Raw genomic sequence first — 24,873 nt, 5'->3', positions numbered from 1 at the left:
GCGGTAGCGGCACAACGGCCGGCAGCGTGAATGCGCGCCGGCCGTTTTTTATGAAGGGTGCAGGGTGGATTGCGTTGCAGGTGGACAGAAACGGGTACTCTATTTGTTCATTCCGGCATGCAACGCAATCCAATCTTGGAGTTGACGCAGATGAAAGCGATCGAAATCACCGAATTCGGAGCGCCGGACGTCCTGAAGCTGGCTGAGCGGCCCACGCCGCAGCCGAAAGCAGGCGAGGTGCTGATCAAGGTGGCCGCATCCGGCATCAACCGTCCGGACGTGTTCCAGCGCAAGGGCGGCTATGCGCCGCCGCCGGGCGCGTCGGATCTGCCAGGGCTGGAAGTGGCGGGTGAAATCGTCGAAGGGTCGATCGACGAGAAGAACAACCCGTTCGGTCTGAAGGTAGGCGATCGCGTGTGCGCGTTGCTGGCCGGCGGCGGCTACGCGGAATACGCGGTCGCGCCGCTGCTGCAGTGCCTGCCGGTGCCTGCCGGTTTGTCGGATGTCGAAGCGGCTTCGCTGCCGGAAACGTTCTTCACGGTGTGGAGCAATGTGTTCGACCGTGCGCAACTCGGCAAGGGCGAAGGCGCGCCGAACGAAACGCTGCTGGTGCAGGGCGGTTCCAGCGGCATCGGCGTGACGGCGATCCAGATTGCGCATGCGCTCGGCTTTCGCGTGTTCGCGACCGCTGGCTCGGACGAGAAGTGCCGCGCCTGTGAAGCGTTGGGCGCGGAGCGGGCGATCAACTACAAGACTGAAGATTTCGTCGAAGTGATCAAGTCGCTGACCAACGATCGCGGCGTCGACGTGGTGCTCGATATGGTGGCGGGCAGTTATGTGTCGCGCGAACTGACGGCGTTGGCAGATGGCGGCCGCATCGTGCTGATCGCGTTGCTGGGCGGTGCGAAAGCGGAGCTCAATCTGAACGAGGTGCTGCGCCGCCGTTTGACGCTGACCGGTTCGACACTGCGTCCGCGGCCGATCGAATTCAAGGCGAAGATTGCCGCGCAGTTGAAAGAGCATGTCTGGCCGCATCTCGAAGACGGCCGCATCAAGCCGGTGGTGCATCGCGTGTTCCCGGCCGCGCAGGCTGCCGACGCGCACGCGCTGATGGAGAGCAGCACGCATGTCGGCAAGATCGTACTGTCTTGGGGTCAGGACGCTTGACACGGTCGGTTTGACCCGATCCACCCCACGCAGTAAAATTGCGCGTTTTGCGCACGCCGCATGAAACCGAAAGGCGGACTGTAAGCGCAAACAAAGTCCGCCGCCAAGACAAGACGAGACGATGTCGAAACAACGAGCCAAACTGGTAGTCGGTAACTGGAAGATGCACGGGCGCCTCGCCGAGAATGCCACGCTGTTGCAAGCGGTGGCGCAAGGCGCGGGCGAATTGCCGGCCGACGTGCGCGTCGGCGTCTGCGTGCCGAGTCCGTACCTCGCGCAGTCTCAATCGTTGCTGGAAGGCAGCCGGGTCGTGTGGGGCGTGCAGGACGTGTCAGCGTTCACGCATGGCGCCTATACCGGCGAAGTGGCCGCGCCGATGGTGGTGGATTTCGGCGCCACGCTCGCGATCGTCGGACACTCGGAACGCCGTGCCTATCATCGCGAAAGTGCTGAACTGGTCGCGGTGAAAACGCAGCGCGCGCTGGAAGCAGGCTTGACGCCGATCGTCTGTGTCGGCGAAACGCTTGAAGAGCGCGAAGCCGGTTCGACCGAGCAGGTGGTCGGCACGCAACTGGACGAAGTGCTGGCCAAGTTGTCGGTGCAAGAGGCGGCGCGGCTTGTCGTCGCGTATGAGCCGGTTTGGGCGATCGGCACCGGCAAGAGCGCAAGCTCGGAGCAGGCGCAGGCAGTCCATGCGTTCCTGCGTGCGCGTCTGGCGGCAAAGGGTGCGGCGGTGGCGGATGTGCCGCTGTTGTACGGCGGCAGTGTGAAACCGGAAAACGCGGAAGAATTGTTCCGCCAGCCGGATATCGACGGTGGCCTGATCGGCGGCGCGTCGTTGAAAGACCAGGATTTCCTGGCGATCTGCAAGGCGGCGGCCGCAACGAGCGTCGCCGGTTAAGCAGGGCGCCTTGGCGAGGATGACCCCATCCCGTGCAGCACGCAGTGTGTGGCGCGGTTAAATAAAGACTCAGGTGAGTGTGATGCTGTATTTGAAAACATTGATTATCGTCGTTCAGCTGTTGTCGGCACTCGGGGTTATCGGCCTCGTCTTGCTGCAGCACGGCAAAGGCGCCGATATGGGCGCGGCTTTTGGTAGCGGTGCGTCGGGAAGCCTGTTCGGCGCGACCGGTTCGGCAAACTTTTTGTCGCGTACGACGGCGGTGCTCGCAGCGGTATTTTTTGTCACCACGCTGACGCTCACTTACCTCGGCGCGTATCGTGCGAAACCTTCCGCAGGCGTGCTGGGCGCGGCTGTGACTGCGCCGGTCGCGGCTTCGGCTGCCTCGGCACCGGCAGGTGGCTCGGCTGTTTTGCCGGCATCGGCTGCGTCCGTCCCGGCGACCGACGTGCCGAAATAAATTTTCGTTCAAACGTGCTTTTGTGCGTTGAACAATCTGTTTAGACCAGTTACAATCTAAGTCTTGAAGCGATTCGCGGGTTTTATAAGTTGTTTTCCCGGATTGCATGCAGTGCCGACGTGGTGAAATTGGTAGACACGCTATCTTGAGGGGGTAGTGGCGAAAGCTGTGCGAGTTCGAGTCTCGCCGTCGGCACCAAAATGTTATCTAAATGCCAGCCGCTTGCTTCGCTTCGGCTGGCATTTTCACTTCTGACGTGCGGCTTGCGTTGGGCTTGCGGCATGTGCGTTTCGGAAGTGATTTCGCGTCAGGAGTGCTATGCTCCTGACGGCACTCAGAACCAACCGATTGAGGATAGTCTTGAACCTCGCAGCCTATTTCCCCGTCTTGTTGTTCCTCGTTGTGGGCACCGGTTTAGGCGTAGCACTGGTCAGTATCGGCAAGATCCTCGGTCCCAACAAGCCCGATACCGAGAAAAACGCACCGTACGAGTGCGGCTTCGAAGCATTCGAAGATGCGCGCATGAAGTTCGACGTGCGCTATTACCTCGTCGCCATTCTCTTCATCATTTTCGACCTTGAAACCGCGTTCCTGTTCCCGTGGGGCGTTGCCTTGCGCGACATCGGCTGGCCGGGCTTCATGGCAATGATGATTTTCCTGCTCGAATTCCTGCTGGGCTTCGCCTATATCTGGAAGAAGGGCGGCCTCGACTGGGAATGATGGATTAATCGCCGGTTTGCGTGGGTGGCCAAGGCTTGCCGCCCCGTCTGGAGTGGAAAGCAAATGAGTATCGAAGGGGTCTTGAAGGAAGGGTTTGTCACCACCACGGCTGACAAACTGATCAACTGGACGCGCACCGGCTCGCTGTGGCCGATGACGTTCGGTCTTGCGTGCTGCGCAGTCGAGATGATGCATGCGGGCGCTGCCCGTTACGACCTCGACCGTTTTGGCGTGGTGTTTCGTCCGAGTCCGCGTCAGTCTGACGTGATGATCGTCGCCGGTACGCTGTGCAACAAGATGGCGCCGGCTCTGCGCAAGGTCTACGACCAGATGGCCGAGCCGCGCTGGGTGATTTCGATGGGCTCGTGCGCGAACGGCGGCGGCTATTACCACTACTCGTATTCGGTGGTGCGCGGCTGTGACCGGATCGTGCCGGTCGACGTCTATGTGCCGGGTTGTCCGCCCACGGCGGAAGCGCTGGTGTACGGCGTGATCCAGTTACAGGCCAAGATTCGCCGCACCAACACAATCGCCCGTCAATAAGGCCAACGCCTCCCCCACAATATGGCAAGCAAACTCGAGACCCTGAAAGCGAACCTCGAGGCGGCCTTTGGCGGCCTCCTGCTGAACATCACCGAAGCAATCGGTGAGTTGACGATCGTCGTGAAAGCCGGCGACTACCTCAACGTCGCAACCCGTTTGCGCGACGATCGCTCGCTCGGTTTCGAGCAATGCGTGGATCTGTGCGGCGTCGACTATCAGACCTACGCCGACGGCGCTTACGACGGTCCGCGTTTCGCGGCCGTTCTGCATTTGTTGTCGGTGCAGAACAACTGGCGTCTGCGTCTGCGCGTGTTCGCACCGGACGACGAAGTGCCGATCCTGCCGTCTGTGGTCGAAATCTGGAATTCGGTCAACTGGTACGAGCGCGAAGCATTCGACCTGTACGGCATCGTCTTCGAAGGCCACCCGGACCTGCGCCGCATCCTGACCGACTACGGTTTCATTGGTCACCCGTTCCGTAAAGATTTCCCTGTCTCCGGCTACGTCGAAATGCGTTACGACCCGGAAGAGAAGCGCGTCGTCTATCAGCCTGTGACGATCGAGCCGCGGGAAATTACGCCGCGCGTGATCCGCGAAGATCGCTATGGCGGTCTGAAACACTAAGAGAACGCCATGGCAGAGATCAAGAACTACACGCTCAACTTCGGCCCTCAGCACCCGGCAGCGCACGGTGTGCTGCGCCTCGTGCTCGAACTCGACGGCGAAGTCATCCAGCGCGCCGATCCGCACATCGGCCTGCTGCATCGTGCGACTGAAAAGCTCGCCGAAACCAAAACATACATCCAGTCGGTGCCGTACATGGACCGTCTCGACTACGTGTCGATGATGGTCAACGAGCACGGCTACGTGATGGCGATCGAAAAGCTGCTCGGCATCGAGGTGCCGGTACGCGCGCAATACATTCGCGTGATGTTCGACGAAGTCACGCGTGTGCTGAACCACCTGATGTGGATCGGCGCGCACGCGCTCGACGTCGGCGCCATGGCGGTGTTTCTGTACGCGTTCCGTGAACGCGAAGATTTGATGGACGTGTACGAAGCGGTGTCCGGCGCACGGATGCACGCGGCTTACTATCGTCCGGGCGGCGTCTATCGCGATCTGCCTGACGCAATGCCGCAATACAAGGCGTCGAAAATTCGCAATGCGAAGGCATTGTCGAGGATGAACGAGAACCGCCAGGGCTCGTTGCTCGACTTCATCGACGATTTCTTCACGCGTTTCCCGAAGTGCGTCGACGAATACGAAACGCTGCTCACCGACAACCGGATCTGGAAGCAACGTCTGGTCGGTATCGGTGTGGTCAGCCCGGAACGTGCGCTGAATCTCGGCATGACCGGTGCGATGCTGCGTGGCTCGGGCATCGAATGGGATCTGCGCAAGAAGCAGCCGTACGAAGTCTACGACAAGCTCGATTTCGACATTCCGGTCGGCGTGAATGGCGATTGCTATGACCGCTATCTGGTGCGTGTCGAAGAAATGCGCCAGTCCACACGGATCGTGAAACAGTGCATTGAGTGGCTGCGCAAGAATCCCGGCCCTGTGATGGTCGACAATCACAAGGTTGCGCCGCCGTCGCGCGTGGGCATGAAGTCGAACATGGAAGAGCTGATTCACCACTTCAAGCTCTTCACGGAAGGCTTCCACGTGCCGGAAGGCGAGGCGTATGCCGCGGTCGAGCATCCGAAGGGCGAGTTCGGCATCTATCTGATTTCCGACGGCGCCAACAAGCCGTATCGCCTGAAGATCCGCGCACCGGGCTACGCACACCTGTCCACGCTCGATGAAATGGCGCGCGGTCACATGATCGCCGACGCCGTGACGATCATCGGCACGCAAGACATCGTGTTCGGCGAAGTGGATCGCTAGGACGTATTCATCAGAGCGCGCCTTCAGATTGCACCGAAGCGCGCGTCAAGCAAAGGAACGCCGGGTCTGTCGCATCATGCAGCGCGCGACAGGTTTTCGTTCGGTAGGAATTGAAAGAGTCGTGTCTGAAAATGATCTCAGCTGAAGGCCTGAAAGAAATCGATCGCGCGATCGCGAAGTATCCCGCCGATCAGAAACAGTCCGCCGTGATGTCGGCGTTGGCTACTGCTCAGGAAGAGCATGGCTGGCTGACGCCCGAACTCATGCAGTTCGTCGCGGACTATCTCGGCATGCCGGCAGTCGCCGTGCAGGAGGTGGCTACCTTCTACACGATGTACGAGACCTCGCCGGTCGGCAAATACAAGATCACGCTCTGCACCAACCTGCCGTGCCAGCTCGGCCCGGACGGCGGCTCGGACAGCGCGGCTGAATATCTGAAGCAGAAGCTCGGCATCGACTTCGGCGAAACCACGCCCGACGGCAAATTCACCCTGAAAGAAGGTGAGTGCATGGGTTCGTGCGGCGACGCGCCGGTGATGCTGGTGAACAACCATCGCATGTGCAGCTTCATGAGCCGCGCGAAGATCGACCAGCTGCTCGAGGAACTTTCGAAATGACGTCTTTACACGATCGTCACATCAAACCGCTGATTCTCGCCGGTCTGAACGGCGACAACTGGCATCTCGAAGATTATGTGGCGCGCGGCGGTTACGCCCAGCTGCGCCGTATTCTGGAAGAGAAGATTCCGCCCGAGCAGGTGATCGCCGACGTCAAGGCGTCGGGTCTGCGTGGCCGTGGCGGTGCGGGCTTCCCGACCGGCCTGAAGTGGAGCTTCATGCCGCGTCAGTTCCCCGGCCAGAAGTACCTCGTCTGCAATTCGGACGAAGGCGAACCGGGCACGTTCAAAGACCGCGACATCCTGCGCTTCAATCCGCATTCGCTGATCGAAGGCATGGCCATCGGCGCGTACGCGATGGGCATCACGGTTGGCTACAACTATATCCACGGCGAAATCTGGGAAGTCTACAAACGCTTTGAACAAGCGTTGGACGAAGCTCGCCGCGCCGGGTTCCTCGGCGAAAATATCATGGGCTCGGGCTTCTCGTTCGAACTGCATGCGCACCACGGTTACGGCGCCTATATCTGCGGCGAAGAAACCGCGCTGCTCGAATCGCTGGAAGGCAAGAAAGGCCAGCCGCGCTTCAAGCCGCCGTTCCCGGCGAGCTTCGGCGTGTATGGCAAGCCGACCACGATCAACAACACCGAGACGTTCGCCGCAGTGCCGTTCCTGCTCGCGATCGGTCCGCAGAATTACCTCGAGATCGGCAAGCCGAATAACGGCGGCACGAAGATTTTCTCCGTCGCAGGCGACGTCGAGCGTCCGGGCAATTATGAAGTTCCGCTCGGCACGCCATTCGCCACGTTGATGGAACTCGCCGGCGGCATGCGCGGCGGCAAGAAGATCAAGGCCGTGATTCCCGGCGGCTCGTCGGCACCGGTGATTCCGGGCGACATCATGATGCAGACCGACATGGACTACGACTCGATCGCCAAGGCTGGCTCGATGCTCGGTTCGGGCGCGGTCATCGTCATGGACGAGACGCGCTGCATGGTGCGCTCGTTGTTGCGTCTGTCGTATTTCTATTACGAAGAATCGTGTGGTCAATGCACGCCTTGCCGCGAAGGCACGGGCTGGCTGTACCGCGTCGTGCATCGTATCGAGCATGGGTTGGGCCGTCCGGAAGACCTGGATCTGCTGAACTCGGTTGCTGAAAACATCATGGGCCGCACGATTTGCGCGCTCGGCGATGCAGCGGCCATGCCGGTTCGCGGCATGCTCAAGCACTACTGGGACGAATTCGAATACCACGTCGCCCACAAGCATTGCCTCGTCGGCGGTCATGCCGGCGCAGCAGCGGCGTCGGAAACCGTAGCGGCTTGAGTCTGCGGATAAACAAGCAGATAAGCACGCAGAAGAACATGCCATCCGCGGGGTTCATCGCCTGAAACAGGCGCTGAACAGGCGAACGATTGAGCGGTAACAGGTTAAGGAAGATTGACCATCATGGTTGAACTTGAAATAGACGGCAAGAAAGTCGAGGTGCCCGAAGGCAGCATGGTGATCCAGGCTGCGCATAAGGTCGACACATACATTCCTCACTTCTGCTATCACAAGAAGCTGTCGATTGCGGCCAACTGCCGGATGTGTCTGGTCGATGTCGAAAAGATGCCGAAGGCGGTGCCCGCATGCGCCACGCCGGTATCGGCCGGCATGATCGTGCGCACCAAGTCGGACAAGGCGGTGAAGGGCCAGCAAGCCGTGATGGAATTCCTGCTGATCAACCACCCGCTGGATTGCCCGATCTGCGACCAGGGCGGCGAGTGCCAGTTGCAGGATCTGGCCGTGGGTTACGGCAAGTCGGCATCGCGCTACAGCGAAGAAAAGCGCGTGGTGTTCCACAAGAACGTCGGTCCGCTGATCTCCATGGAAGAAATGTCGCGTTGCATCCACTGCACGCGTTGCGTCCGCTTCGGCCAGGAAGTGGCCGGCGTGATGGAGCTCGGCATGCTGGGCCGCGGCGAGCATTCGGAAATCACGTCGTTCGTCGGCAAGACGGTGGATTCGGAACTGTCGGGCAACATGATCGATCTGTGCCCGGTCGGCGCGCTGACCAGCAAGCCGTTCCGCTACAGCGCCCGTACGTGGGAACTGTCGCGCCGCAAGTCGGTGAGCCCGCACGATTCCGTCGGCGCGAACCTCGTGGTGCAAGTGAAGAACAATCGCGTGATGCGCGTTCTGCCGTTCGAAAACGAATCCATCAACGAATGCTGGATTTCGGACAAGGACCGCTTCTCGTATGAAGGCCTGAACAGCCCCGAGCGCCTGACTCAGCCGATGCTCAAGCAAGGCGGCAAATGGGTCGAGACCGACTGGCAAACCGCGCTCGAATATGTGGTAAAGGGTTTGAAGGGCATCAAGGGCGACCACGGCGCGAACGCGCTGGCCGCACTGGGTAGCGCCCACAGCACGGTTGAAGAACTGTTCCTGTTGAAGCAACTGGCGCAAGCGGTCGGCACGCCTAACGTCGACTTCCGTCTGCGTCAGTCGGATTTCTCCGCACCGGTCAACGGTACGCCGTGGCTCGGCGCCGCTATCGCCGATCTGTCGAACGTCGACGCCGCACTCGTGATCGGCTCGGATCTGCGCCGCGATCATCCGTTGTTCGCCGCGCGTCTGCGTCAGGCTGCGAAGGGCGGTGCGAAGCTCACGCTCGTGCAGTCTACCAGCGACGACGCGCTGATCCCGCAAGCGGAGCGCGTTGTAGCAGCGCCGTCGGCATGGCTGGAAGCGCTGGCTGGCATCGCCGGCGCAGTGTCGGAAGCCAACGGCGTGGCACTGCCGGAAGCTTTCGCCGGCACGCAGCCGACGGACGCCAACAAGCGAGTCGCGAAGTCGCTTGCCACGGGCGAACGCCGCCTCGTGTTGCTGGGCAACAGCGCGGTCCGTCATCCGGATTTCGCGGCCATTCACGCCGCGGCACAATGGATCGCGGACGCGACCGGCGCGACGCTGGGCTTCCTCACGGAAGCGGCCAACACGGTTGGCGCGCATCTCGTGAACGCGTTGCCGGGCGAGGGCGGTCTGAACGCTCGCGAAGTGTTCGAGCAACCGCGCAAGGGTTATGTGCTGCTGAACGTCGAACCGGAGTTCGACACGGCCAATCCGGCGCAGGCTTTGGCCGCGTTGAAGCAGGCTGAAATGGTCGTCGTGATGTCGCCGTTCCAGACCGGCGCGGAATACGCCGACGTGCTGCTGCCGATCGCTCCGTACACGGAAACGGCCGGCACGTTCGTCAACGCCGAAGGTACGGTGCAGACGTTCAACGGCGTCGTGCGTCCGCTCGGCGATACGCGTCCGGCATGGAAGGTATTGCGTGTGCTGGGTAGCCTGCTGGGCGTGCCCGGTTTCGAATTCGACACCTCGGAAGAAGTGCGCACGGCTGCCCTCGGCGACGGCGAACTGACGTCGCGTCTGTCGAACAAGACGGGCGTCGCGGTTGCGCGCGGCAAGGCGGCGAAAGCGTCGGAAGGCAAATTCGAGCGTATTGCGAACGTGCCGATCTACCACGCCGACGCGCTGGTGCGTCGCGCTGAGTCGTTGCATCTGACCGCAGCGGCACGTGCAGCGAACTCGGTCGGTCTGCCGGCTGGGCTGTTCGACAAACTGGGTTTGAAGGAAGGCGACGCGGTGCGCGTGCGCCAGGGCGAGCAATCGGTGCAGTTGCCGGCCGTGCGCGACGCAAATCTTGCGGAGACGGTCGTCCGCGTATCGGCGGCTACGCCTGCCGGTGCAGCGCTGGGCAGCCTGTTCGGTGAACTGGTGGTGGAGAAGGCGTAAATGAGCTTGTTCGATACGATCAACTCGGGCGGCACCCAGCTTCTCGGTGTGGCATGGCCCACGGTGTGGGCACTGGTGCGCATCCTGGTGGTGGCCGTCGTGATCCTGCTGTGCGTGGCTTACCTGATTCTGTGGGAGCGTAAGCTGATCGGCTGGATGCACGTGCGTCTCGGCCCGAACCGCGTCGGCCCCGCAGGTCTCCTGCAGCCGATCGCCGACGTGCTGAAGCTGTTGCTGAAAGAAGTGATTCAGCCGGCGCAGGCGAGCCGCTGGATCTACCTGATCGCGCCGATCATGGTGGTGGTGCCGGCCTTCGCGGTCTGGGCGGTGATTCCGTTCCAGGCGGGCGCGGTGCTCGGCGACATCAACGCCGGTCTGCTGTACGCGATGGCGATCTCCTCGATCGGCGTGTACGGCGTGATTCTGGCGGGTTGGGCGTCGAACTCGAAGTACGCGTTCCTCGGCGCGATGCGCGCCGCGGCGCAGATGGTCTCGTACGAAATCTCGATGGGCTTCGCGCTCGTAGTCGTGCTGATGACCGCTGGCACGCTGAACCTGTCGGGCATCGTCGCTTCGCAGGAACATGGCATCTTCGCGTCGTACGGCTTGAACTTCCTGTCGTGGAACTGGCTTCCGCTGCTGCCGATGTTCGTCGTGTACTTCATCTCGGGCATCGCCGAAACGAACCGTCACCCGTTTGACGTGGTGGAAGGGGAGTCGGAAATCGTCGCGGGCCACATGATCGATTACTCGGGTATGGCGTTCGCGCTGTTCTTCCTTGCCGAGTACATCAACATGATCGTGATCTCGGCATTGGCTGCAACACTGTTCCTCGGCGGCTGGAGCGCACCGTTCGGCTTCCTGTCGTTCGTCCCGGGCATCGTATGGCTCGTCGCCAAGGTTTTCTTCCTGTTGTCGGTGTTCATCTGGGCGCGTGCCACATTCCCGCGCTATCGCTATGACCAGATCATGCGTCTGGGCTGGAAGATCTTCATTCCGGTCTGCGTGGTGTGGCTGGTGGTGGTCGGCTTCTGGATCATGTCGCCGTTGAACATCTGGAAATAAAGGGCGGATGAACCCATGACCGCAATCCAAAACTTTTTCAAGACCTTCTTCCTCACGGAACTGCTCAAGGGCCTCGCGCTGACCGGACGTTATACGTTCCAGCGCAAGGTGACCGTGCAATTCCCGGAAGAGAAGACCCCGATCTCGCCGCGTTTCCGCGGGCTGCACGCGCTGCGCCGCTATGAAAACGGCGAAGAGCGCTGCATCGCCTGCAAGCTGTGCGAAGCAGTGTGCCCGGCGCTCGCCATCACCATCGAGTCGGAAACGCGCGCGGACAACACCCGCCGCACGACGCGCTATGACATCGACCTGACCAAGTGCATCTTCTGCGGTTTCTGCGAAGAGAGCTGCCCGGTCGATTCGATCGTCGAAACGCACATTCTCGAGTATCACGGCGAGAAGCGTGGCGACCTGTACTTCACGAAAGACATGCTGCTGGCCGTGGGCGATCGCTATGAAGCGGAGATCGCCGCGAACAAGGCAGCCGACGCACCGTATCGTTGAAGCGCTTCAGTTAAAGCAGTAAATGCAGCAATCACGGCCTGTTGTCGGGCCGGGCGCCGCGGCCTGAACGCCGCGGCACGGCGCACCTGTGCGGCTGTTCTGGCGTTATGCCAGCCACAAGTGCCAAAGAACAATGCCTGACGATGGCCTAACGATGAACCGGTAATCATGGAATTCACGACCGTACTGTTCTACATCTTCGCGCTGCTCCTGGTGGTTTCAGGGCTGAAGGTGATCACCTCGCGCAACCCGGTGTCGTCCGCACTGTTTCTGGTGCTGGCGTTCTTCAACGCAGCCGCGATCTGGATGCTGCTGCAGGCCGAGTTCCTTGCGATCCTGCTGGTGCTGGTCTACGTCGGCGCGGTGATGGTGCTGTTCCTGTTCGTCGTGATGATGCTGGACATCAACATCGACGTGCTGCGCAAAGACTTCAAACGCTTCGTGCCAATGGCCACCCTGGTGGGCGCGATCATCGTGATCGAAACCGCGCTGATTCTCTGGCACGGTTACGGCGCGACCGCCACGGCGCTGCGCGACACCACCGCCGCCGCGAACGGCATGGGCGATTGGTCGAATACGCGCCTGATCGGCAAGGTCATCTACACCGACTACATCTTTGCGTTCGAAGTGGCCGGTCTGGTGCTGCTGGTGGCGATCATCGCGGCGATTGCGCTGACCACGAGCCACAAGAAAGACAGCAAACGTCAGAACGTCAGCGAGCAGGTCAAGGTGCGTGCCCAGGACCGTGTGCGCGTCGTGAAGATGGCGTCGGAAAAGACCGCGGCAACCGTCGCGGCGGAAGAAGCCGCAGCAGCGGCAGCAGCAGCGGCCGACTCGGCACCGGCTAAGAACAGCTGAGCGGACAGGAGATAGAAATCATGTTGACCCTTGCCCATTACCTTGTCCTCGGCGCGATCCTGTTTGCGATCAGCATCGTCGGCATTTTCCTGAACCGTCGCAACGTCATCATCATTTTGATGGCGATCGAACTGATGCTGCTGGCGGTGAACACCAATTTCGTCGCGTTCTCGCATTACCTCGGGGACGTGCATGGTCAGATCTTCGTCTTCTTCGTGCTGACGGTTGCGGCAGCCGAAGCGGCGATCGGACTCGCAATTCTGGTGACCCTGTTCCGTAGCCTCGACACGATCAATGTCGAGGACCTCGATCAGCTCAAAGGTTAATTTCAGGTAAAGCGGTTATGTCAACGACACTCAATGAAAACCTGCTGCTGGCGATCCCGCTGGCACCGCTGGCTGGCTCCCTGATTGCGGGGCTGTTCGGGAAAGCGGTAGGGCGAGCCGGTGCACACACGGTTACGATCCTCGGCGTCGCGATCGCGTTCATCCTCTCGTCAATCGTCTACTTCCAGGTGATGGACGGCGCGAGCTTCAACGCGACAGTCTACGAATGGATGTCGATCGGCAAGACGAAGTTCGAGATCGGCTTCCTGGTCGACTCGCTGACGGCGATGATGATGTGCGTGGTGACCTTCGTGTCGCTCATGGTGCACATCTACACGATCGGCTACATGGCCGACGACGACGGCTACCAGCGCTTCTTCTCGTACATCGCGCTGTTCACGTTCTCGATGCTGATGCTCGTGATGAGCAACAACTTCCTGCAGCTGTTCTTCGGCGGGGAAGCGGTGGGTCTGGTGTCGTACCTGCTGATCGGCTTCTACTTCACGCGTGAGAGCGCGATCTACGCGAACATGAAGGCGTTCATCGTGAACCGCATCGGCGACTTCGGGTTCCTGCTCGGCATCGGCCTGCTGTTCGCTTTCGCCGGTTCGATGAACTACGGCGACGTTTTCGCGAAGCGCACCGAACTGGCGGCATTGAGCTTCCCGGGCACGGACTGGGGTCTGCTGACGGTCGCCTGCATCTGCCTCTTCATCGGCGCGATGGGTAAGTCGGCGCAGTTCCCTCTGCACGTCTGGCTGCCGGATTCGATGGAAGGCCCGACCCCGATCTCCGCACTGATTCACGCGGCAACCATGGTGACGGCCGGTATCTTCATGGTCGCGCGCATGTCGCCGCTGTTCGAGTTGTCGGATAGCGCGCTGTCGTTCATTACCGTAATTGGTGCGATTACAGCGTTGTTCATGGGCTTTCTCGGGATCGTCCAGAACGACATCAAACGCGTGGTGGCTTACTCGACGTTGTCGCAGCTCGGTTACATGACGGTTGCACTGGGCGTGTCGGCATACCCGGTTGCCATCTTCCACCTGATGACGCACGCGTTCTTCAAGGCGCTGCTGTTCCTCGGTGCGGGTTCGGTGATCATCGGCATGCACCACGATCAGGACATGCGCAACATGGGCGGCCTGCGCAAGTACATGCCGATTACGTGGATCACGTCGCTGGTCGGTTCGCTGGCGCTGATCGGTACGCCGTTCTTCTCGGGCTTCTACTCGAAAGACTCGATCATCGACGCAGTGAAGCTGTCGCATCTGCCGGGCTCGGGCTTCGCGTACTTCGCCGTGGTGGCGAGCGTCTTCGTGACCGCGCTGTATTCGTTCCGTATGTACTTCATGGTGTTCCACGGCAAGGAGCGCTTCCGCGATCCGAAGCATCCGGAATCGCCGATGGGCATCGAAGCCGCAGCGCATGCACATGACGCGCACGGCCACGATTCGCATGGTCACGGCCATGGTCACGACGACCACGCTCACGAGCCGCACGAAACGCCGTGGGTGGTGTGGCTGCCGCTGGTGCTGCTGGCGATCCCCTCGGTGGTGATCGGTGCGATCGCCATCGGCCCGATGCTGTTCGGCGACTTCTTCCAGCACGGCGTGGCGTTCGACAAGGTGATCTTCATCGGCGAAAACCATCCGGCGCTGCATGAGATGGCCGAAGAGTTCCAGGGCTGGGCGGCGATGGGTCTGCACTCGGTCGCGGGTCTGCCGGTCTGGCTGGCGCTCGCGGGTGTGGTGGTCGCGTGGTTCCTGTACCTGGTTCGTCCGGATCTGCCCGCTGTCATCAAGCGCGCGTTCGGTCCGATCTACACGCTGCTCGATAACAAGTACTACATGGACAAGATCAACGAAGTCGTGTTTGCGCGGGGCGCCGTGGCAATTGGCCGTGGTCTCTGGAAGGAAGGCGACGTCGTGGTGATCGACGGCATCGTCAACGGCAGCGCACACTTTATCGGCTGGTTCGCCGGCGTGATCCGCTTCCTCCAATCCGGCTACATCTACCACTACGCGTTTGCCATGATTATCGGCATGTTGGGGCTCCTGACCCTGTTTGTAACGCTCGGCGGCAAATAAGGCGAGGGACACTAATGCACGCTTATCCGATTCTCAGTATTGCGATCTGGTTGCCGATCCTCGTCGGCCTCCTGGTCCTGGCCATCGGTTCCGACCAGAACCCGGCTCCCGCGCGCTGGATTGCGCTGATCGGTTCGGTCGTCAGCTTCCTCGTGACGATCCCGCTGATTACCGGTTTTGATTCGAGCACCGCCGATCTGCAGTTCGTCGAAAAGGCGAACTGGATCGAGCGCTTCAATATCACGTATCACTTGGGTGTCGACGGCATCTCGATGTGGTTCGTCGTGTTGACCGCATTGATCACGGTGATCGTCGTGATCGCCGCGTGGGAAGTGATCACCAAGAACGTGGGTCAGTACCTGGCCGCGTTCCTGATCCTGTCGGGCATCATGGTCGGCGTGTTCAGCGCGGCCGACGGCATGCTGTTCTACGTGTTCTTCGAAGCGACGCTGATTCCGATGTACATCATCATCGGCGTGTGGGGTGGGGCGAACCGCGTGTACGCGGCGTTCAAGTTCTTCCTGTACACGCTGATGGGCTCGCTGCTGATGCTGGTCGCGTTGCTGTACCTGTACGTCGAGACCGGCACGTTCGACCTCGCTACGTGGCAGCATGCGCAGATCGCCATGACGCCACAGGTGCTGCTATTCATAGCGTTCTTCCTGGCCTTCGCCGTGAAGGTGCCGATGTGGCCGGTTCACACGTGGTTGCCTGACGCCCACGTGGAAGCGCCGACCGGCGGCTCAGTCGTGCTGGCCGCGATCATGCTGAAGCTAGGCGCATACGGTTTCCTGCGCTTTTCCTTGCCGATCACGCCGGACGCCAGCCACTTTCTGGCGCCGGTCGTCGTCACGCTGTCGCTGATCGCGGTGATCTACATCGGCCTGGTCGCGATGGTGCAGACGGACATGAAGAAGCTGGTCGCGTATTCGTCGATCGCGCACATGGGTTTCGTGACGCTCGGCTTCTTTATCTTCAACCAGCTCGGCGTGGAAGGTGGGATCGTGCAGATGATCTCGCACGGCTTCGTGTCGGGCGCGATGTTCCTGAGCATCGGCGTGCTGTACGACCGTATGCATTCGCGTCAGATCTCCGATTACGGCGGTGTCGTCAACGTGATGCCGAAGTTCGCGGCGTTCGTCATGCTGTTCTCCATGGCGAATTGCGGCCTGCCGGGCACCTCCGGTTTCGTCGGTGAGTTCATGGTGATCCTGGCTGCAGTCCAGTACAACTTCTGGATCGCGGGCGGCGCGGCAGTCACGCTGATTCTCGGCGCGGCCTACACGCTGTGGATGTACAAGCGCGTGTACTTCGGCGCGATCGCCAACGATCACGTGAAGGGCCTGCTCGACATCAACCGTCGCGAATTTTTCATGCTGGCAGTGCTTGCCGCACTGACGCTGTTCATGGGCCTGTATCCGAAGCCCTTTACCGATGTGATGCACGTATCCGTGGAAAACCTCCTCGCCCACGTTGCGCAGTCAAAGCTGCCGTTGCCTCAGTAACGCCGAGCGAGGAATTAAAGACCATGCAAAACGCCCCTATGACTGCTCTGTTGCCCGACGCGCTGCTGATGCTCGCGGTTGTCGTCGCGTGGCTCAACGACACGTTCGTCGGCCAGGCCGGTCGCCGTACCACGTACTTCATCGCGTTCTTCTCGTCGCTGGTCGCCGGCGTCTGGTTCGCAATGAACGCGTTCGACCCGCAAGTGCGCTACTACTTCGGCCACATGTACGTGGTGGACTCGTTCGCCAACGTGATGAAAGCGGTGGTGACGCTCGGCTACGCGGTGTCGATCGTCTATTCGCGACGTTACCTCGAAGATCGCGGGCTGTTCCGCGGCGAGTTCTTCCTGCTGGGCATGTTCTCGTTGCTCGGCCAGCTCGTCATGATCTCGGGCAACAACTTTCTGACGCTGTATCTCGGCCTGGAACTGATGTCGCTGTCGCTGTACGGTGTGATTGCCCTGCGTCGTGACGCCGCGCCGTCGAACGAAGCGGCCATGAAGTACTACGTGCTCGGCGCGCTGGCTTCCGGCTTCCTGTTGTACGGCATTTCCATGTTGTACGGTGCGACCGGTTCGCTCGACCTGAACGAAGTGTTCAAGGCGATCGGCACGAGCCACTACGACCCGAGCGTGCTGCTGTTCGGCGTGATCTTCATCGTGGCGGGCGTGGCGTTCAAGATGGGCGCGGTGCCGTTCCACATGTGGGTGCCCGATGTCTATCAAGGCGCACCGACGGCAATGACTCTGCTGGTCGGCGGCGGTCCGAAGGTTGCCGCGTTCGCTTGGGGTCTGCGCTTCCTCGTGATGGGTCTGCTGCCGCTCGCGGTCGAATGGCAGGAAATGCTGGTGATTCTCGCGGCGCTGTCGCTGATCGTCGGCAACATCACCGGTATCGTGCAACGCAACGTCAAGCGGATGCTCGCGTACTCGGCGATCTCGAACATGGGTTTCGTGTTGCTGGGTCTGCTGGCCGGCGTGGTTGATCACAAGACCACGGGTGCGGCCAACGCGTACGGCTCGGCCATGTACTACAGCATCGTCTACCTGATCACGACGATGGGCACGTTCGGCGTCATCATGCTGCTGGCGCGCCGCGATTTCGAAGCGGACACGCTCGAGGACTTCAAGGGCCTGAATCAACGCAGCCCGGTGTTCGCGTTCGTGATGATGATCATGATGTTCTCGCTCGCCGGCATTCCGCCCGCGGTCGGCTTCTACGCGAAGCTCGCGGTGCTGCAGGCCACCATGAATGCCGGTTTGACCTGGCTGACGGTGCTGGCCGTGATTACCTCGTTGTTCGGCGCGTTCTACTACCTGCGTATCGTCAAGCTGATGTATTTCGACGATCCGCAAGACAAGTCGCCCATCCTCGCCGACACCAGCACGCGTGCTTTGCTCGCGTTCAACGGTGTGGCCGTGCTGGTGCTCGGTATCGTGCCGGATCCGCTGTTGAAGGCCTGCCTGCAGGCGATCCAGCACACGCTGCTGCTCTGATGTCGGCAGCGGGTTGGTTTATCGTGCTGTTGGCGCTGGTCGGCGCCAACCTGCCGTTCCTGAATCAACGCCTCTTCGCCGCCGTGCCGTTGAAAGCGGTGAAGAAAAGCGCCTGGATCCGGATAGCCGAATTGATCGTGCTGTACTTCGTAATCGGCGCGCTCGGTTTTCTGCTGGAAGCGCGCGCGGGTAACCGCTTCGAACAGGGTTGGCAGTTCTACGCCATCACGTTCGCGCTCTTCGTGGTGTTCGCGTTCCCTGGCTTCACCTTCCAGTATCTCGTCAAACGCCGCTGACGGCGTCTCGCCGTCGGCGCACCAAGTCCTCAAGGTCCGCATATGGCTGAACTTCCCGATCACGACGCCGCGCTTACCGAGACCTGTCTCGAGAGCAAAACGATCCATCAAGGGCCGTTTCTGACGCTCAAGTGCGACACCGTTCGTCTGCCGGACGGCAAGCACGCCACGCGCGAATATGTTCAGCATTCCGGCGCCGTGATGGTGATTCCATTATTCGACGACGGCCGCGTGCTGCTGGAAAGCCAGTATCGCTATCCGATGGGCAAGGTCATGGTCGAGTATCCGGCCGGCAAGCTCGATCCGAACGAAGGCGCGCTAGCCTGCGCGAAACGTGAGTTGCGGGAAGAGACGGGTTATACCGCGCGCGAGTACGTTTATCTGACGCGCATTCACCCGATCATTTCCTATTCGACCGAATTCATCGACATCTACCTCGCGCGCGGTTTGACCGCCGGTGAGCGCAAGCTCGACGAAGGCGAATTTCTCGAACTGTTCACGGCGACAGTGCCTGAGATGTCCGAGTGGGTGCGCACCGGCAAGGTTACTGACGTGAAGACGGTGATTGGCACATTCTGGCTGGAGAAGGTGTTGTCGGGTGCGTGGCCGTTGGCGGAGCCGGAATAACGTCGGTAGCGAAGAAGCGGCGCGCCGCTTCGGAAGTAGAAAAGCCCCTGCCGGTCTAAGACCGGCAGGGGCTTTGTCATTGCAGGTTGCGAAATCTCTGCAACCGCGAGTGTGTTTGCCGGTGCCTTGAAATGTGTCCTTTGTCTTATGCCATCCGGCGGACTCGTCGCACAGCCGCCGTCGCTCTAGTATCGATCTTTGAGAGCGGGCACCACGATCTGTTTATTTCGGATAGCGAAGTTGTGGGGACTCTCGATTCTTTCGAGTGGCGATCAGGTTGTCACTTGACAACCTGATCGCCACTCGCTAAATTGGAGGACATTAGATGGTTCGAGGAACCCACTCTAAGAAAGAGGTCGAAGCGGCGTTGGCGTATGCCGAAAGAAATGGCTGGCGTGTTCAGGGCGGCGGCAAAGGTCACGCCTGGGGAAAAATGTACTGTCCTGATAAAGACGCGGAGTGTCGGTGCGGCGAGTTCTGCATATCGAGCGTCTGGAGCACGCCGAAGAATCCCGGCAACCACGCCCGACATCTGCGGCGCATCGTCGACAACTGTACGGCTCGCCGGTAGCAGAAGCGTTCTGTTGGCGAAAGCCTTGGGCTGAACGAAGGCAGGAGTAACTTATGGAATATGTGTTCACCTTGAAGTACCGGCTCGCGGCGCAAGACTGCGATCTTGACGCGATCGTCGAGCGCCTGGGCGAGGCCGGGTGCGACGATGCGACCGTCGGCGTCGGGCAACCGGGCCGCATCGCGCTGTTTTTTGCGCGCGAAGGCGAGTCCGCATTCGAGGCGCTGGTCAGTGCTCTGCAGGACATCAAGCGCGTGGTGCCGACAGCACGTCTCGTCGAGGCGGGGCCCGATTTTGTCGGCCTCACCGACGTCGCCGAAGTCGCTGGTGTGTCGCGGCAAAACATGCGCAAGCTGATGCTGAGCCACGCAATTGATTTTCCGCCGCCGGTCCACGAGGGCAGTGCATCGGTATGGCATCTGTCGGACATCCTTGATTGGCTCGCTGCGCGCGGCGGTTATGAAATCAAGGCAGACGTGTTCGACATCGCGAGAGCGGTCAAGCAGATCAACCTCGCTAAAGAGGCACGCGAGCTCGAACCGCGGCTTGGTCGTCAACTGGAATGTCTCGTGGCATAGAAGCAGGGCGGCGGCCAGCGTGCGAAGGCGCGCAGACGTTTGTGACCGCCAAGCCCATCTGTCTTCCGGAACACCTTCGGCAGGCGTTTGCGCAAAGCGTTAAAATCGCCCACCGCGTCCGAATTGTCAGCGACCTCCGACGTCGGCGCCTTCGTCCGTAAATTTTTACGAACGACCGTTCACAAATTTCCGTTTTGCGCTAAACTGGCACGCAAGCCCTGATTCCACATGAAGGTCCTCGATTTACAGTGTCCGCATGGCCATCGGTTTGAAGGCTGGTTCGCTTCGGCTGATGACTTTGAATCGCAGCAGTCCCGCAAGCTCGTCGAATGTCCGATCTGCGGCGCGAACGAGGTGAGCCGTTTGCCTTCGGCGCCGCGCCTGAACCTGTCGGGTGCGACCGAAACGAAAGCGCCAGCGGGCGCAGGGGAAATGCAGGCGCGTGTGATGCGTGCCTTGCGCGAGGTACTGGAAAAGACCGAGAACGTGGGCGACCGCTTCGCCGAGGAAGCACGGCGCATTCACTACAATGAAGCGCCTGCACGCAATATTCGCGGTGTCACGACACCGGAAGACGCGAGAGCCTTGGTCGAAGAAGGCATCGAAGTGATGCCGCTACCGGTCCCGGCTGCCTTGAAGGAACCGCTGCAATAGCGCAGTGGCTCACTGGCGGCGGGTGGTGGCGGCCAGGAGACACGACGCATGAATCTGGACTATTCTGCCGCTGATAACGCGTTCCGCGCGGACATCCGCGCTTGGCTCGAAGCGAATCTGCCTCGCGAGTTGAGCGACAAAGTACTCAATCACAAGCGTCTTACCCGCGAAGACTTCGCCGGCTGGCACAAGCTGCTCGGCACGCGCGGCTGGTCGGCGATCGCGTGGCCGAAAGAATATGGCGGCCCGGGCTGGGACGCGACTCAGCGGCACATCTGGGACGAAGAGTGCGCGCGCATCGGCGCGCCGTCCGTGCTGCCTTTCGGTGTTTCCATGGTGGCGCCCGTGCTGATGAAGTACGGTAACGAAGCGCAGAAGCGCCATTATTTGCCGCGCATTCTCGATGGCACGGATTGGTGGTGCCAGGGCTATTCCGAGCCGGGCTCGGGTTCCGATCTGGCCTCGCTGCGCACACGCGCCGAGCGCGTCGGCGACCATTACGTGGTCAACGGTCAGAAAACATGGACCACGCTTGGCCAGTACGCCGACATGATGTTCTGCCTCGTGCGCACGGACAGCGGTGCCAAAAAGCAGGAGGGCATCTCGTTCCTGCTGATCGACATGAAAACGCCGGGCATCACTGTGCGGCCGATCATTACGCTCGACGAAGATCACGAAGTCAACGAAGTCTTTTTCGAAGACGTGAAGGTGCCGGTCGAAAATCTGGTCGGCGAAGAAAATCGCGGCTGGACTTACGCGAAGTATCTGCTCGGCCACGAGCGCACAGGCATCGCGCGGGTCGGCCAGTCGAAGCGCGAACTCGTTTTCCTGAAACGGCTTGCGTTGAATCAGAAAAAGAACGGCAAGCCGCTGCTGCAAGACCCGGTGTTCGCCGCGAAAGTCGCGAGCCTCGAGATCGAGTTGATGGCACTCGAAGTCACCGTGCAACGCGTGGTCGCGAATGAAACCGGTGGACGTGGACCGGGACCGGAAGCGTCGATGCTGAAGATCAAGGGCACGGAAGTGCAGCAAGCGCTGACCGAACTGATGTTCGAAGCGGTCGGCCCACTCGCCGCACCGTTCGACGTACCGTTCCTCGAAGGCGAACGCGAACACAGCGTGGCCGGCGACGACGATGCCGCGCCCTTGGCCGCTTACTACTTCAACTTCCGCAAGACGTCGATTTACGGCGGCTCGAACGAAATTCAAAAGAACATCATCGCGCAGATGATTCTCGGACTTTGAGGAGCGGCGCATGGACTTCACTTTCAACGACGAACAACAGCAATTCGCCGACGCGCTGCGCCGCTATCTGGACAAAAGCTACGGGTTCGAAGCGCGCCAGGCGATCGTGAGATCGGAAACCGGCGTGTCGGACGCGCATTGGGCCGCGTTTGCCGAACTGGGCCTGACGGCGTTGCCGGTGCCGGAAGCGCAAGGCGGCTTCAACGGCGGCCCGATCGACATGCTGGTGGTTATGCAGGAACTCGGTCGCGCGCTGGTCGTCGAGCCTTATTGGGCGACTGCGGTCGGCATCGAGGCGTTGCGCCTCGCAGGTAGCGATCAGGGCGAAGACGCGTCGCTGCTCGAACGCGCGGCTCAAGGCGAGATCAAACTGGCGGTGGCATTTCACGAACCGCACGCACGCTACGACCTGTTCGCGGTCGAGACAGCCGCAAGCGGCCATGGCGAGCAGTTGACACTCACCGGCACGAAGTCTGTAGTGCAGCACGGCGCGCAAGCGGATCACTGGATCGTGCCGGCCCGGCTGAACGGCGAGATCGCGCTTTTCGTCGTGGCGCGCAATGCGGCTGGCGTCAAGATCACGGACTACCGCACGATCGACGGCCAGCGTGCCGCCACACTCGAATTCAACGGCACGCCCGCGCGCCGGCTTGCCGGCCAACACGCCGGCGCGGCCGCGCTCGAACATATCGCGGATTACGGCACGGTGCTGTTGTGCGCCGAGGCGATCGGCGCGCTGGATGCCTTGAACCTCGCCACCGTCGACTACACCAAGACGCGCCAGCAGTTCGGCCAGCCGATCGCGCGGTTTCAAGCGTTGCAGCACCGTATGGTCGAGATGCTGATTCACGCCGAACAGGCGCGTTCTGTCACGTATCTGGCCGCGATGCGCTATGCCAGCACGGATGCGGACGAACGTCGCCGCGCGGTTTCCGCCGCGAAGGCGCGGGTCGGTCAGGCCGCGCGGTTCGTCGGCCAACAGGCGGTTCAGTTGCACGGCGGCATGGGCGTCACGAACGAAGTGGCCGCGGCGCATCTGTTCAAGCGGCTTGCAATCATCGAAACCACATTGGGCGATGTCGATCACCATCTCGCGCGGTTCGCCGCGCTACCCGGCTTCGTGACTGCCGAAGCCTGATCAGACATTCGAATCGGATACAAGGAGGTGCGGCGATGGGTTTGAGTTACGAGGACTTGATAGTCGGCACGAGCGTCGAAATCGGCAAGCATACGTTCACGCGCGAAGAGATCGTCGAGTTTGCACAGAAGTTCGATCCGCAGCCGTTTCATCTGGATGAAGCCGCGGCTGCCGAATCGCCGTTCCGCGGCTTGGTGGCGAGTGGCTGGCATACCTGTTCGGTCATGATGGGCATGCTGGTGCGCAACGCGTTCGCGGGTTCCACGTCGATGGGCTCGCCCGGTATCGACGAAATTCGCTGGTTGAAGCCGGTGCGTGTCGGGGACACGATCACCATGATCAACGCCGTGCTCGACAAGCGCATCTCGGAGAGCAAGCCCGATCGCGGCATCGTGTCGACGCAGTGGGAGGGCATCAATCAGCATGGCGAAACCGTGATCACGGTGCGCTCGAAGGGACTGTTCGGCCTGCGCAATCCGGGCGCCGCGTCATGACGGACAGCGCGGCGCCTGCTGCCGCAACGTTCGGCAGCGCCACGGCCCTGGGCGCGTTGGTGGGCGCCGAGCCGCTCGTGAGCGAATGGCTGACGGTGGATCAGGCGAGCGTCGATCGTTTCGCCGAAGCGACCGGCGATCATCAATGGATTCACGTCGACCCGGAGCGGGCGCGGCGCGAGTCACCGTTCGGCGGTCCTGTGGCGCACGGTTTCCTGACGCTGTCGTTGATCCCGGCACTGCTCGGTAAGACGGTGGCGCTCGAGCAGCGCATGGGCGTCAATTACGGCTTGAATCGCGTGCGGTTTACGTCGCCGGTGCCGGTCGGCTCACAGTTGCGCGCGAAGTTCGCGGTCGAGTCCGTGACCGAAGTCGAAAACAACGGTGTGCAAGTGGTGTGGAATGTGACGCTGGAGCGGCAGGGCAGTGAGCGGCCTGTGTGTGTCGCGGAGTTCATCACGCGGCATTATTTCTAGCGTTGCAGCGGGCGCATGCAAGGCAAAAAAAGCGCGAGCGGCATTCACGCCGGCTCGCTCTTTTTTAACAATTCAGATTCAGATGCCGCGCTGAGATCAATGTTTCGCGTACTGCGTCGCACCGAACAGTATTTCCTTCGCCTTGTCGTCCATGAGCGGTTGGCGCGCGGACGCCAGCACTTCCACACCACGCACCACTGCCGGACGCGCGGCGATCTCTTCATGCCAGCGCTTTACATTCGGAAACGCATCGAGTTCCAGGCCCTGGTTTTGCCACGAACGCGTCCACGGGAAGGCGGCGATGTCCGCAATCGTATAGTCGTTGCCCGCGAGATATTTCGTCTTGCCGAGTTGCGTGTCCATCACGCCATACAGACGCTTCGTCTCGTTCGTGTAACGGTTGACCGCGTATTCAATCTGTTCCGGCGCGTAGTTGCGGAAGTGGTGCGTTTGACCGAGCATCGGACCCAGACCGCCCATCTGGAACATCAGCCATTGCAATGTCGAATAGCGCGCGGCTGGATCGGTCGGCAGAAACTTGCCGGTTTTCTCGGCGAGATAAATCAGAATCGCGCCCGATTCGAACAAGGCGAACGGCTGGCCGCCGGCGCCCTTGGGCCCCTCGGAATCGACGATTGCCGGGATCTTGTTGTTCGGGCTGATGGCGAGAAACTCGGGTTTGAACTGGTCGCCCGCGCCGATATTCACACCGTGCACGTTGTACGCGAGGCCCGTTTCCTCGAGCATGATGTGAACCTTGTGGCCGTTCGGGGTCGCCCAGCTATAGACGTCGATCATCGTATCTCCTTTGTTTCGTGAAAGCGGCGCCTCGAAGGGCGCCGCAGTTGACGAAAATTAGAGCATAGATCGCGC

27 protein-coding genes and 1 tRNA gene are annotated in these 24,873 nt (G+C 60.9%); 27 read left to right on the top strand and 1 reads right to left on the bottom strand.

Features of this window, described 5'->3' with window-relative positions; translation table 11 throughout:
- Positions 1-150 precede the first annotated feature (150 nt).
- The 27 genes from P0D96_RS22080 to P0D96_RS21950 all read left to right on the top strand — a co-directional run bounded on the left by P0D96_RS22080 (position 151) and on the right by P0D96_RS21950 (position 24,000).
- On the top strand, positions 151-1,167 hold the full coding sequence (locus P0D96_RS22080) for an NAD(P)H-quinone oxidoreductase (protein ID WP_132375256.1): 1,017 nt from the start codon (positions 151-153) through the stop codon (positions 1,165-1,167).
- Positions 1,168-1,288: 121 nt separating this feature from the next.
- The gene (gene tpiA / locus P0D96_RS22075; RefSeq protein ID WP_106306759.1) at positions 1,289-2,068 is read left to right on the top strand and encodes a triose-phosphate isomerase; all 780 of its coding nucleotides are present in this window, start codon (positions 1,289-1,291) and stop codon (positions 2,066-2,068) included.
- 82 nt (positions 2,069-2,150) lie between these two features.
- The gene (gene secG / locus P0D96_RS22070; RefSeq protein ID WP_095419939.1) at positions 2,151-2,528 is read left to right on the top strand and encodes a preprotein translocase subunit SecG; all 378 of its coding nucleotides are present in this window, start codon (positions 2,151-2,153) and stop codon (positions 2,526-2,528) included.
- A 113-nt stretch (positions 2,529-2,641) separates the two neighbouring features.
- Positions 2,642-2,726: transfer RNA gene (locus tag P0D96_RS22065), tRNA-Leu, on the top strand.
- Positions 2,727-2,888: 162 nt separating this feature from the next.
- Positions 2,889-3,248 (top strand): NADH-quinone oxidoreductase subunit A, encoded by a 360-nt coding sequence (locus P0D96_RS22060; RefSeq protein ID WP_013339872.1) that lies wholly within the window; start codon positions 2,889-2,891, stop codon positions 3,246-3,248.
- A gap of 63 nt (positions 3,249-3,311) precedes the next feature.
- Positions 3,312-3,791 carry a NuoB/complex I 20 kDa subunit family protein gene (locus P0D96_RS22055; protein ID WP_006052903.1) on the top strand — a complete coding sequence of 160 codons (480 nt, stop codon included), beginning with the start codon at positions 3,312-3,314 and terminating at the stop codon, positions 3,789-3,791.
- Positions 3,792-3,812: 21 nt separating this feature from the next.
- The gene (locus tag P0D96_RS22050) at positions 3,813-4,415 is read left to right on the top strand and encodes an NADH-quinone oxidoreductase subunit C (RefSeq protein ID WP_132375255.1); all 603 of its coding nucleotides are present in this window, start codon (positions 3,813-3,815) and stop codon (positions 4,413-4,415) included.
- A 9-nt stretch (positions 4,416-4,424) separates the two neighbouring features.
- Entirely contained in the window at positions 4,425-5,678 is a 1,254-nt protein-coding gene (locus P0D96_RS22045; protein WP_408178045.1) for an NADH-quinone oxidoreductase subunit D, read from the top strand.
- Between the two features lie 131 nt (positions 5,679-5,809).
- Positions 5,810-6,295 carry an NADH-quinone oxidoreductase subunit NuoE gene (gene nuoE / locus P0D96_RS22040; protein WP_106280364.1) on the top strand — a complete coding sequence of 162 codons (486 nt, stop codon included), beginning with the start codon at positions 5,810-5,812 and terminating at the stop codon, positions 6,293-6,295.
- Entirely contained in the window at positions 6,292-7,620 is a 1,329-nt protein-coding gene (gene nuoF / locus P0D96_RS22035) for an NADH-quinone oxidoreductase subunit NuoF (RefSeq protein WP_132375253.1), read from the top strand. The genes nuoE and nuoF overlap by 4 nt, the downstream gene beginning before the upstream one ends.
- Before the next feature lie 123 nt (positions 7,621-7,743).
- A complete protein-coding gene (nuoG, locus tag P0D96_RS22030; protein ID WP_408315289.1) occupies positions 7,744-10,077 on the top strand; it encodes an NADH-quinone oxidoreductase subunit NuoG in 2,334 nt (777 codons plus the stop codon).
- Positions 10,078-11,142, top strand: a complete 1,065-nt coding sequence (nuoH, locus tag P0D96_RS22025) for an NADH-quinone oxidoreductase subunit NuoH (protein WP_106280370.1) — start codon at positions 10,078-10,080, stop codon at positions 11,140-11,142.
- A gap of 15 nt (positions 11,143-11,157) precedes the next feature.
- Positions 11,158-11,646 carry an NADH-quinone oxidoreductase subunit NuoI gene (gene nuoI / locus P0D96_RS22020; protein WP_012432383.1) on the top strand — a complete coding sequence of 163 codons (489 nt, stop codon included), beginning with the start codon at positions 11,158-11,160 and terminating at the stop codon, positions 11,644-11,646.
- A gap of 168 nt (positions 11,647-11,814) precedes the next feature.
- The gene (locus tag P0D96_RS22015) at positions 11,815-12,504 is read left to right on the top strand and encodes an NADH-quinone oxidoreductase subunit J (protein WP_028196947.1); all 690 of its coding nucleotides are present in this window, start codon (positions 11,815-11,817) and stop codon (positions 12,502-12,504) included.
- Between the two features lie 20 nt (positions 12,505-12,524).
- Positions 12,525-12,830 carry an NADH-quinone oxidoreductase subunit NuoK gene (nuoK, locus tag P0D96_RS22010; protein ID WP_006052894.1) on the top strand — a complete coding sequence of 102 codons (306 nt, stop codon included), beginning with the start codon at positions 12,525-12,527 and terminating at the stop codon, positions 12,828-12,830.
- Positions 12,831-12,847: 17 nt separating this feature from the next.
- Positions 12,848-14,920, top strand: coding sequence for an NADH-quinone oxidoreductase subunit L (gene nuoL / locus P0D96_RS22005; protein ID WP_408315287.1), 2,073 nt, complete (start codon positions 12,848-12,850; stop codon positions 14,918-14,920).
- Between the two features lie 14 nt (positions 14,921-14,934).
- Positions 14,935-16,425, top strand: coding sequence for an NADH-quinone oxidoreductase subunit M (locus tag P0D96_RS22000; protein ID WP_408178049.1), 1,491 nt, complete (start codon positions 14,935-14,937; stop codon positions 16,423-16,425).
- Between the two features lie 23 nt (positions 16,426-16,448).
- Positions 16,449-17,921 (top strand): NADH-quinone oxidoreductase subunit NuoN, encoded by a 1,473-nt coding sequence (gene nuoN / locus P0D96_RS21995; RefSeq protein ID WP_132375249.1) that lies wholly within the window; start codon positions 16,449-16,451, stop codon positions 17,919-17,921.
- Complete coding sequence (locus P0D96_RS21990; RefSeq protein ID WP_132375248.1) at positions 17,921-18,217, top strand: DUF2818 family protein; 297 nt, start codon at positions 17,921-17,923, stop codon at positions 18,215-18,217. The genes nuoN and P0D96_RS21990 overlap by 1 nt, the downstream gene beginning before the upstream one ends.
- Before the next feature lie 42 nt (positions 18,218-18,259).
- Positions 18,260-18,844 (top strand): NUDIX domain-containing protein, encoded by a 585-nt coding sequence (locus P0D96_RS21985; protein WP_408178050.1) that lies wholly within the window; start codon positions 18,260-18,262, stop codon positions 18,842-18,844.
- A 325-nt stretch (positions 18,845-19,169) separates the two neighbouring features.
- On the top strand, positions 19,170-19,415 hold the full coding sequence (locus P0D96_RS21980) for a hypothetical protein (RefSeq protein ID WP_408214587.1): 246 nt from the start codon (positions 19,170-19,172) through the stop codon (positions 19,413-19,415).
- Positions 19,416-19,468: 53 nt separating this feature from the next.
- Complete coding sequence (locus tag P0D96_RS21975) at positions 19,469-19,993, top strand: helix-turn-helix transcriptional regulator (RefSeq protein WP_408315285.1); 525 nt, start codon at positions 19,469-19,471, stop codon at positions 19,991-19,993.
- Positions 19,994-20,221: 228 nt separating this feature from the next.
- Complete coding sequence (locus tag P0D96_RS21970) at positions 20,222-20,647, top strand: DUF1178 family protein (protein ID WP_132375244.1); 426 nt, start codon at positions 20,222-20,224, stop codon at positions 20,645-20,647.
- A gap of 48 nt (positions 20,648-20,695) precedes the next feature.
- The gene (locus P0D96_RS21965; RefSeq protein WP_408292945.1) at positions 20,696-21,892 is read left to right on the top strand and encodes an acyl-CoA dehydrogenase family protein; all 1,197 of its coding nucleotides are present in this window, start codon (positions 20,696-20,698) and stop codon (positions 21,890-21,892) included.
- A 10-nt stretch (positions 21,893-21,902) separates the two neighbouring features.
- Positions 21,903-23,030, top strand: coding sequence for an acyl-CoA dehydrogenase family protein (locus P0D96_RS21960; protein ID WP_408292948.1), 1,128 nt, complete (start codon positions 21,903-21,905; stop codon positions 23,028-23,030).
- Positions 23,031-23,065: 35 nt separating this feature from the next.
- Complete coding sequence (locus P0D96_RS21955; protein WP_408292951.1) at positions 23,066-23,524, top strand: MaoC family dehydratase; 459 nt, start codon at positions 23,066-23,068, stop codon at positions 23,522-23,524.
- Positions 23,521-24,000, top strand: coding sequence for a MaoC family dehydratase (locus tag P0D96_RS21950; RefSeq protein WP_408315283.1), 480 nt, complete (start codon positions 23,521-23,523; stop codon positions 23,998-24,000). The genes P0D96_RS21955 and P0D96_RS21950 overlap by 4 nt, the downstream gene beginning before the upstream one ends.
- Before the next feature lie 96 nt (positions 24,001-24,096).
- Here P0D96_RS21950 and P0D96_RS21945 read toward each other — a convergent pair whose 3' ends face one another.
- Complete coding sequence (locus tag P0D96_RS21945; RefSeq protein WP_132375239.1) at positions 24,097-24,798, bottom strand: glutathione binding-like protein; 702 nt, start codon at positions 24,796-24,798, stop codon at positions 24,097-24,099.
- Positions 24,799-24,873: the final 75 nt, after the last annotated feature.

The sequence above is a fragment of the Paraburkholderia sp. RL17-347-BIC-D genome (genome assembly GCF_046027915.1).
Classification (GTDB): domain Bacteria; phylum Pseudomonadota; class Gammaproteobacteria; order Burkholderiales; family Burkholderiaceae; genus Paraburkholderia.
Note: the sequence above shows the minus strand (reverse complement) of the source record. Positions and strands in the feature narration are given on the sequence as shown.